Annotated in this window: 9 protein-coding genes and 7 tRNA genes; 15 read left to right on the forward strand and 1 reads right to left on the reverse strand. The window is 43.3% G+C overall.

All coding sequences use genetic code 11. The annotated features are described in order from the left end of the window. Positions 1-59 precede the first annotated feature (59 nt). The 14 genes from serS to C5Z25_RS10260 all read left to right on the forward strand — a co-directional run bounded on the left by serS (position 60) and on the right by C5Z25_RS10260 (position 14,466). A complete protein-coding gene (gene serS, locus C5Z25_RS10195) occupies positions 60-1,337 on the forward strand; it encodes a serine--tRNA ligase (RefSeq protein ID WP_105452516.1) in 1,278 nt (425 codons plus the stop codon). Between the two features lie 346 nt (positions 1,338-1,683). Then, a tRNA-Leu gene (locus tag C5Z25_RS10200) sits at positions 1,684-1,765 on the forward strand. A 3-nt stretch (positions 1,766-1,768) separates the two neighbouring features. After that, positions 1,769-1,841: transfer RNA gene (locus C5Z25_RS10205), tRNA-Thr, on the forward strand. A 23-nt stretch (positions 1,842-1,864) separates the two neighbouring features. Beyond that, positions 1,865-1,936, forward strand: a tRNA-Gly gene (locus C5Z25_RS10210). An 8-nt stretch (positions 1,937-1,944) separates the two neighbouring features. After that, a tRNA-Leu gene (locus C5Z25_RS10215) sits at positions 1,945-2,030 on the forward strand. 9 nt (positions 2,031-2,039) lie between these two features. Next, positions 2,040-2,113 (forward strand) — tRNA-Arg (locus C5Z25_RS10220). 8 nt (positions 2,114-2,121) lie between these two features. Then, positions 2,122-2,195: transfer RNA gene (locus C5Z25_RS10225), tRNA-Pro, on the forward strand. Positions 2,196-2,250: 55 nt separating this feature from the next. Beyond that, positions 2,251-2,324: transfer RNA gene (locus C5Z25_RS10230), tRNA-Pro, on the forward strand. A gap of 271 nt (positions 2,325-2,595) precedes the next feature. Continuing rightward, on the forward strand, positions 2,596-3,063 hold the full coding sequence (locus tag C5Z25_RS10235; RefSeq protein ID WP_105452517.1) for a CtsR family transcriptional regulator: 468 nt from the start codon (positions 2,596-2,598) through the stop codon (positions 3,061-3,063). A gap of 18 nt (positions 3,064-3,081) precedes the next feature. Next, complete coding sequence (locus C5Z25_RS10240) at positions 3,082-5,586, forward strand: ATP-dependent Clp protease ATP-binding subunit (protein ID WP_105452518.1); 2,505 nt, start codon at positions 3,082-3,084, stop codon at positions 5,584-5,586. Between the two features lie 145 nt (positions 5,587-5,731). Continuing rightward, positions 5,732-6,331, forward strand: coding sequence for a TetR/AcrR family transcriptional regulator (locus tag C5Z25_RS10245; RefSeq protein ID WP_105452519.1), 600 nt, complete (start codon positions 5,732-5,734; stop codon positions 6,329-6,331). 243 nt (positions 6,332-6,574) lie between these two features. After that, the gene (gene rpoB / locus C5Z25_RS10250; RefSeq protein WP_105452520.1) at positions 6,575-10,180 is read left to right on the forward strand and encodes a DNA-directed RNA polymerase subunit beta; all 3,606 of its coding nucleotides are present in this window, start codon (positions 6,575-6,577) and stop codon (positions 10,178-10,180) included. Positions 10,181-10,197: 17 nt separating this feature from the next. After that, complete coding sequence (gene rpoC, locus C5Z25_RS10255) at positions 10,198-13,839, forward strand: DNA-directed RNA polymerase subunit beta' (RefSeq protein WP_105452521.1); 3,642 nt, start codon at positions 10,198-10,200, stop codon at positions 13,837-13,839. Positions 13,840-14,019: 180 nt separating this feature from the next. Continuing rightward, positions 14,020-14,466 carry a MaoC family dehydratase gene (locus tag C5Z25_RS10260; RefSeq protein ID WP_105452522.1) on the forward strand — a complete coding sequence of 149 codons (447 nt, stop codon included), beginning with the start codon at positions 14,020-14,022 and terminating at the stop codon, positions 14,464-14,466. 164 nt (positions 14,467-14,630) lie between these two features. Here the strand turns inward: C5Z25_RS10260 and C5Z25_RS10265 are convergent, their stop codons facing one another. After that, positions 14,631-15,428, reverse strand: coding sequence for an enoyl-CoA hydratase-related protein (locus C5Z25_RS10265; RefSeq protein ID WP_105452523.1), 798 nt, complete (start codon positions 15,426-15,428; stop codon positions 14,631-14,633). A 349-nt stretch (positions 15,429-15,777) separates the two neighbouring features. On the opposite strand from C5Z25_RS10265, the gene C5Z25_RS10270 reads away from it, so the two are divergent. Further along, a complete protein-coding gene (locus C5Z25_RS10270; protein ID WP_105452524.1) occupies positions 15,778-16,530 on the forward strand; it encodes an MIP/aquaporin family protein in 753 nt (250 codons plus the stop codon). Positions 16,531-16,918: the final 388 nt, after the last annotated feature.

A 16,918-nucleotide genomic window follows, 5' to 3' on the forward strand; every position in this document is an offset into this window, starting at 1 on the left:
TCCCAATTTAGGGATGCGAAGACTGTTTTTTTATCATTATTTTCAAGGAGGATTTTAACATGTTAGATGTAAAAATGATTCGACAACAACCAGATTTTGTTAAGGAACAGCTTGGGCACCGCGGGGTCGCAGCTAGTCAGATTGATGATTTGATTCAGGCTGACGCTGATCGACGAGCTTTGATTTTGAAGAGTGAACAATTGAAGTCCACGCGAAATCAAGTTTCCGGTGAAATCTCACAGTTGAAGCGGCAAAAAGCGGATGCCAGTGCGCCAATCGCTGAAATGCAAAAAGTGAGCGCTGAAATTAAGGCGTTAGATGAAGACCGACGGCAAGCTGCGGCTAAGGTGCAAGATTTAGCGGCACACTTACCTAATATGCCCCATCCAGATGTCCCAATTAGTTTAGATGAAGACGATGCAGTCGAATTACGGCGAATTGGGACGCCCCGTCAATTTGATTTTGAACCCAAAGCTCATTGGGAATTAGGTGAAGCGCTGGGGATCTTAGATTTTGAACGGGGCGCCAAAGTTTCCGGGAGTCGCTTCTTATATTATGTTGGCGATGGTGCCAAACTTGAACGGGCTGTTTATAACTTTTTCTTGGATCAGCATGAAGCTGAAGGCTACACCGAAATCTTACCCCCTTACATGGTGACGGATGAATCCATGTATGGAACGGGACAATTTCCTAAGTTTAAAGATGATGCTTTCCGGATTAAGACTCAAGATTTAAGCCTTATTCCCACGGCTGAAGTGCCATTAGTGAACTATTATCGCGATGAGATTATTCCAAGTGAGAAGTTACCAGTTTACTTCACCGCACTATCACCGGCTTTTCGAGAAGAAGCGGGGAGTGCTGGCCGTGACACGAAGGGGTTAATACGATTACATCAATTTAATAAAGTTGAAATGGTGAAATTCACTAAACCAGAAGACTCATGGGATGAATTGGAAAAGCTAACCAATAATGCGGAATCGTTATTGAAAAAATTGGGATTGCCTTACCATGTCATCACGTTAACGACGGGTGACATGAGCTTTACGGCTGCCATGACGCATGATTTGGAAGTCTGGTTCCCAGAACAAAGCAAATATCGTGAAATTTCAAGCTGTTCTAATTGCACCGATTTCCAAGCACGACGGGCGCACATTCAATATCGTGATGACGATGGTAAGCTCCAATTTGTTCATACGTTGAATGGGAGTGGCTTAGCAGTTGGCCGCACCGTTGCAGCCATCATGGAAAATTATCAAAATGCGGATGGCTCAATCACTATTCCAGATGTACTAGTGCCATATATGCATGGTAAGACGCAGATTACAGCACGAGCTTAAGTTGCGTTGAGACCGTATTAAGGTGCTTAGAGATAAAAGCTACTGAAAAGATCGCAATTTTTGCGGTCTTTTTGTATGCCATCAAATGCTGGTATAAGTGTGATTGACGCAGTGATTAGGGCAGCTGAACCCGATGGAAATTACTTTTTTTAAAATTAGGGGTTCCCATGATTTATCTCGAGTGCTATAATATTTCTTGTCGGAAAAATATGCGTTAAAAAGTATATTTATCCATTAAATTTAAAAATATGTTGACAATTATTCAACCGAATGATAAAGTTAAATAGTTGTCATGGCGTACCGGTAAGCACTGCTTGTACCGACAACAAGGCATGATTAATTTCATGCGGGTGTGGCGGAACTGGCAGACGCGCTAGATTTAGGTTCTAGTGTCTTACGACGTGGGGGTTCGAGTCCCTTCACCCGCATATGCCGACTTAGCTCAGTTGGCAGAGCATCTCACTAGTAATGAGGAGGTCGGAGGTTCGAATCCTCTAGTCGGCATTTTACAATTTAATACTTATTTTGCGGAAGTAGTTCAGTGGTAGAACATCACCTTGCCATGGTGGGGGTCGCGGGTTCGAATCCCGTCTTCCGCTTTTAATTTGCCGGGGTGGCGGAATTGGCAGACGCACAGGACTTAAAATCCTGCGGTTAGTGATAACCGTACCGGTTCGATCCCGGTCCTCGGCATTTTAATTTGCACCCATAGCGCAATTGGATAGAGTGTCTGACTACGAATCAGAAGGTTGTAGGTTCGACTCCTACTGGGTGCATTAGTTATCGGGAAATAGCTCAGCTTGGTAGAGCACCTGGTTTGGGACCAGGGGGTCGCAGGTTCGAATCCTGTTTTCCCGATCGATTAAAACAGTCTTAGTTAATTTAACTAGGGCTTTTTATTTAAACTTTTTAACGGGAAGTAGCTCAGCTTGGTAGAGCACTACGTTCGGGACGTAGGGGTCGCAGGTTCAAATCCTGTTTTCCCGATTAGATTAACCGTAAATAACCAGTCAATTAGGCATCAATTATAGTGAGCTGGTGTTTCCTAAAAGGATGAGACTTTGTGCTCATCCTTTTTTGCTGTCAACTATACCAACTGGCAGTCGAATCAATTGAAAGCGACTGATGGGCGTGCTATGCTGTAACAACCGTAGGGAACCGATGCGGCCGCGCTTTAGGTAAAATTCTTTGCAATTTCATATTATCCTCGTATAATGAAAGTCAATATTAGTCAAAGATAATGTAAAGGGTGAAGCAAATGCAAAGTCAAAATATCTCCGATATCATTGAAAAATATTTAAAAAGTATTTTGGCGGACGCGGCGCATGTTGAAATTCGACGGTCAGAAATTGCGGATCTGTTTAACGTGGTTCCCTCCCAGATTAATTATGTGATCAAGACCCGTTTTACCATTCAAAACGGTTACTTAGTTGAAAGTAAACGTGGTGGTGGTGGGTATATTCGCATTGAAAAGGTTAATTTAGTCGATGATGCAGACGTTTTGGACACCCTGATTCAAGTGATTGGGGATTCCATCACACAACGTGACGCCTACGCGGTCGTCCAAAGTCTTTATGAAGACGACGTGTTAAATCGTCGCGAAGCCCAATTAATTCTAGTCGCTACTGATCGGAATACCTTAAAGGTGGACGATCATGATTTAGAAAATAGCTTACGGGCGCGAATTATTATTGGTATTTTAAATCATTTACGTTATGAAAGTTAAAGAAAGCGAGGAATCGCAATGGATAACCTATTTACCCCGAGTGCCAAAAGTGTCTTAGTCTTAGCGCAAGAGCAGGCTAAGTATTTTAAACATCAAGCAGTTGGTACGGAACATCTATTATTAGCGTTGGCCATCGAGAAAAATGGGATTGCTAACAAGGTCTTACAACAATATTCCGTGACAGAGGATGATATCCGTGAAGAAATTGAGCGGTTTACTGGCTATGGGACGTTAAGCAATGTTGGTAAAGACACCTATTTACCGTATTCGCCGAAAGCTAAAGAGATTTTATCAGTTGCTGGTGATGAAGCAAAGCGGCTTGGCGCTAACAAGATTGGCACGGAACATCTATTATTAGCGATGCTCTCTGATGAAAGTATCTTGTCCTCGCGAATTTTAATGAACCTAAATCTTGATTTAGGTCAGACTCGCAAAGTGGTCTTGCGTAAGCTTGGTGTCAGTGATGCCATGGGTAAGCGTAAAGCTAATGCGCAAACTCGGAATGCAAAATCCACAGAAGGGACACCAACCTTGGATTCCTTAGCCCGTGACTTAACCCAATTGGCGAGTGAACAGGAAATGGATCCTGTCGTTGGCCGTTCCAAAGAGGTCAAACGGGTCATTCAAATCTTGTCACGACGGACAAAAAATAACCCCGTTCTAATTGGTGAACCTGGGGTTGGTAAAACAGCGATTGCTGAGGGCCTGGCGCAAAAGATTGTGGCGGGTGATGTGCCGAGTGATATGGCTGATAAACGTCTTATGATGCTTGATATGGGCTCATTAGTAGCGGGTACCAAGTATCGTGGTGAATTTGAAGATCGCTTGAAAAAAGTTATCGACGAAATTTACAATGATGGGCATGTTATTTTATTTATCGATGAATTGCATACCTTAATTGGGGCCGGGGGTGCTGAAGGGGCGATTGATGCTTCTAACATCTTAAAACCTGCTTTAGCCCGTGGTGAACTTCAAACCATTGGGGCTACGACTTTAAATGAATATCAAAAATATATCGAATCAGATGCAGCCTTAGAACGACGTTTTGCTACCGTAATGGTTAATGAACCAACCCCAGCAGAAGCCGTTGAGATTTTAAGTGGTTTGCGGCCACGCTATGAAGATCATCATCATGTCATGATTACCGATGAGGCAGTGGAACAAGCAGTCAAGCTTTCTAATCGCTACATTAGCGATCGTTTCTTACCGGATAAGGCGATTGATTTAATGGACGAAGCTGCCGCCAAAGTTCGGATTGACCAAATGGATCAACCAACTAAGTTATCTAAAAATCAAGATAAGTTGACGAAACTACGGCAAGCTAAAGAAGCTGCAATTGAAGATCAAGACTTTGAACAAGCTGCCGATATTCGCAAACGTGAAATGAAATTAAAACAACGGTTAGCGACTTTAGCGGCTGATCAACAGGCTGAGGTTGCTGATGGCACATCCCAGAAGTATCACTTACAAGTAACGGGTGAAGATATTGCCCAAGTGGTGGCTGAATGGACTGGCGTGCCGTTGACACAGTTACAAAAGACTGAAAGTGAACGATTGGTTAACCTTGAAAAGATTTTACATCAACGGGTTGTTGGTCAACCAGAAGCAGTTTCAGCGGTGGCACGTGCGATTCGGCGGGCTCGGAGCGGTTTGAAAGATCCAAGTCGTCCAATTGGGTCTTTCATGTTCTTAGGCCCTACTGGGGTCGGAAAGACCGAATTAGCGAAGGCCTTGGCTGAAGCGATGTTTGGTTCAGAAGATAATATGATTCGAATTGATATGTCTGAATACATGGAACGGTATTCAACGAGTCGTTTGATTGGTTCGGCCCCTGGTTATGTTGGTTATGATGAAGGTGGTCAGTTAACCGAAAAAGTTCGGCAAAAGCCTTATTCAGTCGTGTTATTTGATGAAGTTGAAAAAGCCCATCCAGATGTCTTTAATATTTTATTGCAGGTCTTGGATGATGGTTATTTAACGGATTCGAAGGGGCGGAAAGTTGATTTCCGCAATACGATCTTGATTATGACATCAAACTTAGGTGCGACAACGCTACGTGATGAAAAATCAGTTGGCTTTGGTGCAGCTGATAAGGCGAATGATTATCAGGCGGTATCAGCTACGATTCGCGAAGAGCTTCGGAAGGCCTTCCGACCAGAATTCTTGAACCGAATTGATGAGACAATTGTCTTCCATTCACTCAACCGTGAAGAATTACATGCGATTGTCAAGTTAATGGCGCAAGAAATTGTTGGGCGGGTTGCACAACAAGGGATTAAGATTAAGATTACGGCGGCGGCCATTGATGTGGTTGCGAAAGCTGGTTTTGATCCTGAATATGGTGCACGTCCAATTCGACGGGCTTTACAAACTGAAATTGAAGACCGGTTAAGTGAATCCTTATTAACTGGTGAAATTAAAGTGAATGATCAGGTTACAATCGGTGCCCATAAAGGGGCAATTACGGTTAATGTGAAAACTCAGCCGAAATCTGATGGCCGTTCGACAGTATCTTCAAGTTAATCTAAACATAAAGGGTAAGTCTGGAACTTTGGTTCTAGGCTTATTTTTTTGATTTCAGATTTTGAGGTGCGTTTCAAGACTGGCGACTAATCGGGTTTTGGTGTAGATTATAATAGGAATTAAGAATTGAAAGAAGGTGGCCGCGATGGTGACGCGTGCCGAACAGCTAGCACAAACACATCAGGCAATTTTATCTGCTGCCCGGGAGTTGTTTTTGAAAGAAGGCTATGCCGCGACGAGTACTCGTGATATTGCCAATGCAGTTGGCATTACGCAACCGGCTTTGTACCATCATTTTAAAGATAAAGAAGTTATTTTTTTGGCCGTCATCACAACTGTCGGTGCTGAAATTAAAACGGGACTGGCAGCCATCTTAACCGATCAAACTCAGTCGCCGTTAGAGCAATTAACGGATGTATCGCTACTGCTGACCCATAAGCATCCAGCCGATGTATTCACGTTAATCCATACGAGTTTTAAAGCTTTGACTCGGGAACATATTCAACAATTAGCCACAGTCTTTGCCACCGATTATGTTCAACCACTCCAAACTTTTTTTGAACAAGAGCGTGTTACATTGCAAGTGGGGGTCACGCCTCAAATGGCGGCTAACTTTTATTTGACTAGTTTGAGTCCGTTATTCAATCGGTTTCATCAGATTGGTGATCCGAAAGCTGATGAACGGGTGCAAGTTCAAACGTTATTGAAAATGATTTTATTTGGCGTGGCGACGCCAAATAATTGAAGGTTCTAGATTGACAATTGACCGCGTTCGTTGTATATTATAACTTGTCTGTAACCGTGAACTCGAACAAATGCGCAATCTATTGTCTGCGCTGTTTGCTAATATAATCCCAAAAATAGTCCAACTTAAATGACTATTTTTGGTTTTTTTATGCCCAAAATTCGGTTTTTAGTGCATTTGTAACACAAATGTAATATTAATTGTGAGGGCCGAGGCACGGAATAATAAGAAGGGGTGAACAACTTGGCCGGACATTTAGTTAAATACGGTAAACACCGTACCCGTAGAAGTTATGCACGTATCAAGGAAGTTCTTGATTTGCCTAACTTGATCGAAATTCAATCTGATTCATATCAGTGGTTCTTGGATGAAGGTCTCCGGGAAATGTTTGAAGATATTTTGCCAATCGACGATTTTGCAGGAAAACTTTCACTTGAATTTGTCGACTATCAACTATTAGAACCAAAGTACACCGTCGATGAAGCACGTGAACATGATGCGAATTATTCCGCACCACTGCATGTGACTTTACGATTGACTAACCATGAAACTGGTGAAATTAAGTCACAAGATGTATTCTTTGGCGATTTCCCATTAATGACTGAACAAGGGACCTTTATCATTAACGGTGCCGAACGGGTCATTGTCTCACAATTGGTTCGTTCACCCGGTGTTTACTTTAATGAAGAATTAGATAAAAATGGTCGTCCTAGTTATGGTACGACGGTGATTCCTAACCGTGGAGCCTGGCTTGAATTAGAAACTGACGCCAAACAAATTTCGTACGTTCGGATTGACCGGACTCGGAAAATTCCATTAACGGAATTAGTTCGGGCTTTAGGTTATGGTTCTGATGACGATATTATCGAAATGTTAGGTGAAACTGACAGTTTGATGCTAACGTTGGAAAAAGACGTGCATAAGAATACGGATGATTCCCGTGTTGAAGAATCGTTAAAAGATATTTATGAACGGCTACGTCCTGGTGAACCCAAGACTGCTGATAGTTCACGGAGCCTTTTAACTGCACGGTTCTTTGATCCTAAACGTTATGACTTTGCACCAGTTGGCCGCTATAAGGTTAACAAGAAGCTCAGCATGAAGACGCGTTTAATGGGTCAAACCTTAGCTGAAACGTTGGCTGATCCAGATACTGGTGAAGTTATCGCGCAAAAGGGTGACATGATTGATAAGAATGTCATGGCTAAGCTTGGCGATTATTTGGAACGTGACGACTTCAAGACGGTTACTTATACGCCATCTGATGAAGCTGTTGTGACGAATCCAATGGTGTTACAAGTTGTTAAAGTCTATTCACAAAATGATCCTGAAAAAGTTGTGAATGTCATTGGTAATGGCAATATTGATTTGAAGTTCAAGCACATTGTGCCAGCTGATATCATTGCTTCTATTAATTACTTCTTCAACTTGCGTGAAGGTTTAGGCACGACCGATGATATTGATCACTTGGGTAACCGTCGGATTCGTTCAGTTGGTGAATTGTTACAAAACCAATTCCGAATCGGGTTATCACGGATGGAACGAGTTGTTCGTGAACGGATGTCAATCCAAGACGCCGCAACCGTTACGCCACAACAATTAATCAATATTCGCCCAGTTGTTGCCTCAATCAAGGAATTCTTTGGGTCTTCACAATTGTCACAATTCATGGATCAAACGAACCCCTTAGGTGAATTAACGCATAAACGGCGTTTGTCAGCCTTAGGACCTGGTGGTTTGACGCGTGATCGGGCTGGTTATGAAGTTCGAGACGTGCATTATACCCATTATGGTCGGATGTGCCCAATCGAAACGCCTGAAGGTCCAAATATCGGGTTGATTAATAGTTTGTCATCATATGCCAAGGTTAACCGTTATGGGTTTATCGAAACGCCTTATCGACGGGTCGATTGGACGACACATAAGGTTACTGACAAGATTGACTATTTAGCTGCCGATGAAGAAGACCAATTTGTCATTGCACAAGCAAACTCCCCATTAAACGATGATGGTTCTTTCGTTGAAGATACAGTTTTGGCCCGTGAAAAGGAAGAAAACTTGGAAACTTCAATCGAGAACGTCGATTACATGGACGTTTCGCCTAAGCAAGTTGTTGCCGTAGCCACCGCATGTATTCCTTTCTTGGAAAACGATGACTCTAACCGGGCCCTTATGGGTGCCAATATGCAACGACAAGCGGTGCCTTTAGTTGATCCACATGCCCCATTAGTTGGGACCGGGATTGAATACAAAGCGGCGCATGACTCTGGGATTGCTTTAATTAATAAGCATGAAGGAACAGTTGAATACGTTGATGCGCGTGAAATTCGCGTTCGACGTGACGATGGTTCTTTGGATACCTACAAATTAATGAAATTCCGTCGTTCTAATGGTGGTAAGAACTATAACCAACGGCCAATCGTCAAAGTTAGTGATCATGTTGACAATGATGAAGTTTTGGCCGATGGTCCAGCCATGGAAGGTGGGGAATTAGCCTTAGGGCAAAACCCATTAGTTGCCTTCATGACTTGGAATGGTTATAACTTCGAAGATGCCATCATTATTAATGAACGGTTGGTTCGCGAAGATGTTTACACGTCAATCCATATTGAAGAATATGAATCAGAAGCGCGTGACACTAAGCTTGGACCTGAAGAAATGACGCGTGAAATTCCTAACGTTGGGGAAGATGCTTTAAAGAACCTTGACGAAGATGGGATTATCCGCGTTGGTGCTGAAGTTAAAGATGGCGACATTCTAGTTGGTAAAGTAACACCTAAAGGGGTTACAGAATTATCAGCTGAAGAACGTTTGTTACACGCAATCTTTGGTGAAAAGGCCCGCGAAGTTCGCGATACCTCACTCCGGGTACCACATGGTGGTGGCGGAATCGTGCAAGATGTTAAGATCTTTACCCGTGAAAATGGGGATGAATTATCACCTGGCGTTAACATGATGGTCCGCGTTTACATTGCGCAAAAGCGGAAGATTCAAGTTGGGGATAAGATGGCCGGACGACATGGTAATAAAGGGACTGTTTCAATCGTAGTTCCTGAAGAAGATATGCCGTACATGCCAGATGGTACCCCTATTGATATCATGTTGAGTCCGATGGGGGTTCCTTCCCGGATGAACATTGGTCAAGTTTTGGAATTGCATTTAGGAATGGCTGCTCGCAAGTTAGGCATTCATATGGCAACGCCAGTCTTTGATGGGGCGCGTGACTCTGATATTTGGAAAGCCGTTCGTGAAGCTGGGATGGATCAAGATGGGAAGACCGTTGTTTATGATGGTCGGACCGGTGAACCATTCGACAAACGAGTTGCCGTTGGGGTTATGCACTATATGAAGCTTAGTCACATGGTTGACGATAAGATCCATGCACGTTCCATCGGACCATACTCTTTAGTTACGCAACAACCACTTGGTGGGAAAGCGCAATTTGGGGGCCAACGTTTCGGTGAAATGGAAGTTTGGGCCTTGGAAGCTTATGGGGCTGCTTATACCTTGCAAGAAATCTTGACTTACAAGTCTGATGACGTGGTTGGTCGGGTTAAAACCTACGAAGCCATCGTTAAGGGCGAACCAATTCCTAAACCAGGAGTGCCAGAATCATTCCGAGTTTTGGTTAAGGAATTACAAGCATTAGGCCTTGATATGAAGGTCCTCGATGCAGAAGATAAAGAAATTGAATTGCGGGATATGGATGACGATGACGACGATGTCGTTAACGTGGATGCCTTGAGCAAGTTCCAGCAAGAACAAGAACAAAAAGCCGCTGATAAACCAGCTAAGGCTGACAAGCCAGCAGCTTCAGAAACAACAAACGCTCACCAGGATAATCAATAAAAAGGGAGGTCGGTCCTTTGATCGATGTCAACAAGTTTGAAAGCATGCAAATCGGTCTGGCATCACCAGACAAGATTCGTAGCTGGTCATATGGCGAAGTTAAAAAGCCGGAAACCATTAACTACCGGACATTGAAACCTGAAAAAGACGGTCTGTTTGATGAACGTATCTTCGGTCCTACTAAGGATTGGGAATGTGCTTGTGGTAAGTACAAACGGATTCGTTATAAGGGTATTGTCTGTGACCGTTGTGGGGTTGAAGTGACTCGTAGTAAAGTTCGTCGCGAACGGATGGGTCATATTGAACTTGCCGCACCAGTGACACACATCTGGTACTTTAAGGGAATTCCTAGCCGGATGGGCTTAGTTTTAGACATGAGTCCTCGGGCACTTGAAGAAATCATTTACTTCGCTTCATACGTCGTTATCGAACCTGGTAACACGCCACTTGAAAAGAAACAATTGCTTTCTGAACGTGAATACCGAGAAAAGAAAGCCCAATACGGTAATGAATTTGATGCCGAAATGGGTGCTGAAGCAATTAAGCGTCTTTTAAATAACGTCGAACTTGAAAAAGAAGCACGTGATTTGAAGGAAGCCTTAAAAGATGCTTCTGGTCAAAAACGGACGCGGGCCGTTCGTCGTCTAGATATCATTGAAGCCTTTGTTACTTCTGGTAATGAACCTGCTTGGATGGTCATGGATGCGATTCCGGTCATTCCCCCGGACTTACGGCCAATGGTTCAATTGGAAGGTGGACGTTTTGCCACTTCTGACTTGAATGATTTATACCGTCGGGTCATCAACCGTAACAACCGGTTGAAACGTTTATTAGATTTAAATGCCCCTGGTATTATTGTTCAAAACGAAAAGCGGATGTTACAAGAAGCCGTTGATGCTTTGATTGATAATGGTCGGCGTGGGCGTCCTGTTGCTGGGCCTGGTAATCGGCCATTGAAGTCCCTCTCACATATGTTGAAAGGGAAGCAAGGTCGGTTCCGTCAAAACTTACTTGGTAAGCGGGTTGATTATTCTGGGCGTTCTGTTATCGACGTTGGACCATTCTTGAAGATGAACCAAATGGGGTTACCACGTCAAATGGCGTTGGAACTCTTCAAGCCTTTCATCATGAAAGAATTGGTTAAACGTGAATTAGCTTCTAACATCAAAAATGCTAAACGGAAGATTGAACGTGCAGATGACGATGTTTGGGGTGTCTTAGAAGACGTCATTAAAGAACATCCAGTGCTCTTGAACCGGGCCCCTACACTTCACCGTTTAGGGATTCAAGCGTTCGAACCAGTCTTGGTTAGTGGTAAAGCAATGCGGTTACATCCATTGGCTTGTGAAGCTTACAATGCCGATTTCGATGGGGACCAAATGGCCATCCATTTACCTTTATCAGATGAAGCACAAGCTGAAGCTCGGCTATTAATGTTGGCTGCGCATCATATCTTGGCACCTAAAGATGGTAAGCCAGTGGTAACACCATCACAAGATATGGTTATCGGTAACTACTACTTGACGACTGAAGAAGTTGGTCGTGAAGGCGAAGGCATGATCTTTAAAGACTTGAATGAAGCTCAAAAAGCTTATCAAGCTGGCTACGTGCACATGCACAGTCGGGTTGGGATTCAAGCTTCATCCATGACTGACAAGCCTTTCAATGACGAACAGAAGCAAGAAGTCTTAGTGACTACGGTTGGTAAAGCTATCTTCAATAACATTTTGCCTGGTAAGTTCCCATACTTGAACGAACCAACGAATGACAATTTGATTGATGGCACGCCTGCCAAGTATTTCTTGAAGCCTGGTGAAAACATTCATGATTTCTTAGATGGTCAAGACTTAATCATGCCATTTAAGAAGGGCTTCTTGGCTGATATTATTGCGGAAGTTTACAAGCAATACCATGTGACGGCAACGTCACTCTTGCTTGACCGGATGAAAGACTTAGGTTACAACATTTCAACTAAGTCTGGTTTGACGGTTGGGGTTGCCGATGTGACTGACTTAAAAGAAAAACCAGAAATCATCGACGCAGCGCATAAGCAAGTTAACACGATTTCAAAACAATTCCGTCGTGGTTTAATTACGGATGATGAACGTTATGAACGGGTCATTGGTGTCTGGAATGATGCTAAAGACCAAATCCAACAAAAACTAATTGATAGTTTTAGCCCAGATAACCCAATCTTTATGATGAGTGATTCTGGTGCGCGTGGGAACATTTCTAACTTTACGCAGTTAGCTGGGATGCGTGGTTTGATGGCCGCTCCTAATGGGAAAATCATGGAACTACCTATTCTTTCTAACTTCCGTGAAGGACTCTCAGTCTTGGAAATGTTTATTTCAACCCATGGGGCTCGTAAAGGGATGACCGATACGGCCTTGAAGACTGCCAACTCTGGTTACTTGACACGTCGACTTGTCGATGTGGCTCAAGATGTTATTGTGCGTGAAAAGGATTGTGGCACTGATCGTGGGTTACGAATCGAAGCCATCATGGATGGTAACGAAGTTATCGAACCATTGTATGACCGGATTTTAGGTCGTTACACGATGAAGACTGTCTTTAATCCTGAGACGCATGAAGAAATTGTTGGTAACAACGTTATGATCGATGAAGACCTAGCACAGACGATTGTTGGCGCGGGTGTAACTGAAGTGACGATTCGTTCGGCCTTCACTTGCAACACGAAACATGGGGTTTGTGAACACTGTTATGGCCGTAATATGGCTACCGGTGATGAAGTCGAAGTCGGTGAAGCTGTTGGGACCGTTGCGGCACAATCAATCGGTGAACCCGGGACGCAGTTAACGATGCGGACTTTCCATACTGGTGGGGTTGCCGGAGACGATATTACCCAAGGGTTGCCACGGGTTCAAGAAATTGTTGAATCACGTAATCCTAAAGGGCGTGCCGAAGTTACTGAAGTAACTGGGACGGTTGAATCAATTGAAGAAAATCCTGCGGAACGGACGAAAGAAGTTACGGTTAAGGGTGAAACTGATACCCGGACTTATACGTTACCGTTAACAGCGCGGATGGCGGTTAGTGAAGGTGACTTCATTCATCGTGGTGCAGCGTTGAACGTTGGGTCAATTGATCCTAAACAATTACTTCAAATTCGAGATGTCTTATCAACTGAAAACTACTTACTCCGTGAAGTGCAACGCGTTTATCGGATGCAAGGGGTTGAAATTGGTGATAAGCACGTTGAAATCATGATTCGGCAGATGCTTCGTAAAGTTCGGATCATGGATCCGGGTGATACGGATGTCTTACCTGGGACCTTGATGGATATTGCTGATTTTAAAGATGAAAACTACAAGACGTTAATTGCTGGTGGTATTCCAGCAACGTCACGGCCAGTTATTCTTGGGATTACCAAAGCTGCCTTGGAAACGAATAGTTTCTTATCAGCGGCGTCATTCCAGGAAACAACACGGGTCTTAACTGATGCGGCTATTCGTGGTAAGAACGATCCATTGATCGGTCTGAAAGAAAATGTCATCATTGGTAAGATCATTCCTGCTGGGACTGGTATGCCGGGTTACCGTCATATCAAGCCTAAGGAAGTTGGCAATGTGGCTGATGGGGTTTACTCGATCAGTGATCTTGAAAAACAAATGCAAGAACAAGATGCTAGCAAGTAATTGCTAAGTAGCGCAAGAAGAGTCGGCCGTAGGGTCGACTCTTTTTTGTACGCAGAACTGTAACCGTTACCAAAAGTTATACCGCCTATAATTAACTGGTATTGTGTATTTAATCACAATCAGGCTATAATGAATTTGAAATCAACTGATGCAAGGTTGAATAAGTTGGAGGTAAGCAAAATGACAGAATATCAGCGTATTTACGATGACGTGATCGCGATTGGCATGGTTGGGGAGTTCTCTAAACGGGTGACTGAGACGGACGTGAATGATTTTGCACGAGTTACAGGGGATTACAATCCGATGCACATGGATGAAAGCTTTGCGAAGCAGACACGTTTCCAGCGGCGTATTGCGCATGGGATGATTTCTGCCGGTATGATATCGGCATGTGTTGGGATGAAAATGCCGGGGCCAGGCGCAATTTATTTGAATCAGAATCTGCGATTCAGCCATCCGGTTTACTTTGATGACGTCTTAGTTGTTAAAGTGACGGTGACAAAGATTGAAGCTAAACCGCATTTTAAAATTGTGACCTTAGCGACAACCGTGACAAATCAAAATGGCGAAGTCGTGACGAGCGGGGAAGCCCAAGCTATCCCCGCGCAACGGCCAGTAACTGCATAAATAAGTAATCGCATCGGCTCAATGACCGTTATCAAATGTGACTATCAAAATCTGAATAATTAAGATTTTGATAGTCGGTATCGAGACTGGTTATTGGGCCGACGTTGTTGCGCTAAAAAGGCATTTGGACAAAATCCAAATGCCTTTTTTTATCTAAGCGTTAATTATTTACCAGGGAAAGCGGCTGGTCGTTTTTCAAGAAAGGCGGTCATGCCCTCCGTCTGATCAGCGGTTGCAAAGGTCTGTGCCCACATCTGGGTTTCGAAATCAATGGCAGTGTCTAATGGTAAATCAGCTGCCCGGTCAATCACGTATTTAGCCATACCAACCGCAATGAGGCCGTTCTTCATGACTGTTTGCGCAATTTTATCAACTTTAGCCATCAATTCATCAGGTGTGGCAATTTCTTCAGCAATACCAATCCGATAAGCTTCTTGTGCATCAACCATCGTACCCATGGCAATCATTTCTTTAGCCTTACCGCGGCCGACTAAGCGAGTTAAACGTTGGGTCCCACCAAAGCCAGGTACGATACCTAAAGTAACTTCTGGTTGGCCGAATTTTGCCCGGTCTGAAACAACGCGAATATCGCAAGAAGCAGCGAGTTCTAACCCACCGCCTAGGCAATAGCCGTTGACGGCAGCAATCGTTAATTGAGACAGATTTTCAATGCGGCCAAATGTGGCATGTGCTGTTTTCGAAAGTTCAGCAGCTGCTAATGAATTCATATCGTGCATTTCGGCAATATCAGCACCAGCTACGAAAGCTTTGGGACCAGCCCCGGTAATAATGACAACCTTAATGGTATCAGCATTGGCTTTAATGACATCTAAGGCGGCACCAATATCAGTTAAGGTTGCAGTGTTCAAGGCATTCATTGATTTAGGACGATTGATAGTCAAGGTAGCGATGCCAGCCTGAACGTCTAGTAAGATATTTTCGTAAGTGTTGAGTTTTAACATGTTAATAACTTCCTTTCACAAATTCAGAGGTTACCAACGAGTACTTTCACGCTTAATCATAACGAGTATTTCAAAAATTGCAACTCACTAGTGAATTTATAACAAATGATCAAGTTTGACGAATCCCAGCAAAATAAGGTTTTATCAGTTTTAAAAATCACGGAAACGAAAAAATAATTGTTAATATTGTGAATAAAAGAACTAATGGATGACCAGAAAGCGTTGTGACGCCTAACTATAACATATGGTTATGCTGGTTATGAAAAAATATCAGTGTTTACTTGCTTAAATGACTCCGGTATAGTTCGACGTGTTTAAAGCAATCGTCAATTTGAAGGAGGTTTTTATAATGAGTGGCAATTGGCCAGCGAGTTATGCGGCGGAGTTTTTTGGGACTTTAATTTTAGTTTTGTTTGGGAATGGGGCGGTAGCAAATTCATTTTTACCAGCCACAACGGGGAATGGTAAGTTGGGTCAAAGTAATGGTGGTTGGTTGTTTATTGCGATTGGGTATGGTTTGGGCGTCATGCTACCAGCGATGATGTTTGGTTCGATTTCTGGTAATCATTTAAATCCGGCGATTACAATTGCAGAAGCCTGCGCCGGAATTTTTCCGTGGCCCCAGGTGCTGCCTTATCTAAGTTACCAATTTTTAGGTGCCGTGGCAGGCCAACTGCTGGTGTTAGCGATTTATTGGCCACATTATCGGCAAAGTCATGATGCGGCTGCAATTTTAGGGACATTTTCAACGGGGGATGCGACGCAAAGCAACTTTAATGGCTTTGTCACGGAATTGATTGGCACCGCGGTTTTAGTCTTTGGGGCGATGGGCTTATATCGTGGCATGTTCTTCCATCAAAATATCGATATTGCTAATATTGGGGTTGGATGTTTGATTGCAACTTTAGTAATCTCCGTGGGGGGACCAACCGGACCGGCCTTAAATCCCGCTCGAGATTTAGGTCCTCGGATTGTCCATGCGCTGTTGCCGGTTCCTAATAAGGGAAGCTCACATTGGGGCTATAGCTGGGTACCAGTTCTAGCATCAATTGTCGGTGCAGTTATTGGAATCTTTCTATATAAAGGATTTTTCGGCTTATAATGACTGTCTGGATGATTAGCACATGGGATGAAGGTTTTGTAGTTTGCAAGTATTAACATAAAATCGGTAGTCATTCTGGCTTTAGGAATGGCTGCCGATTTTTGGATTAAACGGCACAGATTGACTTTTAGAATCTTGAAGCAACTCGTTTATTTTTGTTGATAAGAATCAAAAAAAGATTGTGAAAAAATATCAAGCAATCGCCGGTTCAACGGTCATATAACTTGTAGTTATATGAGTGATAAAAAAATGATAGTGGTGAATGCCGTAGAAAGGGCTTACATTGTGGATGGAGATAATTAGTTGTCCCGGCCGCAAGTTGATGACTAATGTGAATAGCTTAATTATCTAACATAAAAAATTCAATAGTCGCTGGCATCAGTGCTTA

It is taken from the genome of Lactobacillus sp. CBA3605, from assembly GCF_002970915.1.
GTDB lineage: Bacteria > Bacillota > Bacilli > Lactobacillales > Lactobacillaceae > Lactiplantibacillus.

What these genes read in the sequence shown, in the direction of transcription:
- C5Z25_RS10260 (WP_105452522.1), top strand. Translation starts at nt 14,020, where the DNA reads ATGACAGAATATCAGCGTATTTACGATGACGTGATCGCGATTGGCATG.
- C5Z25_RS10240 (WP_105452518.1), top strand. Translation starts at nt 3,082, where the DNA reads ATGGATAACCTATTTACCCCGAGTGCCAAAAGTGTCTTAGTCTTAGCG.
- C5Z25_RS10245 (WP_105452519.1), top strand. Translation starts at nt 5,732, where the DNA reads ATGGTGACGCGTGCCGAACAGCTAGCACAAACACATCAGGCAATTTTA.
- C5Z25_RS10270 (WP_105452524.1), top strand. Translation starts at nt 15,778, where the DNA reads ATGAGTGGCAATTGGCCAGCGAGTTATGCGGCGGAGTTTTTTGGGACT.
- C5Z25_RS10235 (WP_105452517.1), top strand. Translation starts at nt 2,596, where the DNA reads ATGCAAAGTCAAAATATCTCCGATATCATTGAAAAATATTTAAAAAGT.
- C5Z25_RS10265 (WP_105452523.1), bottom strand. Translation starts at nt 15,428, where the DNA reads ATGTTAAAACTCAACACTTACGAAAATATCTTACTAGACGTTCAGGCT.
- serS (WP_105452516.1), top strand. Translation starts at nt 60, where the DNA reads ATGTTAGATGTAAAAATGATTCGACAACAACCAGATTTTGTTAAGGAA.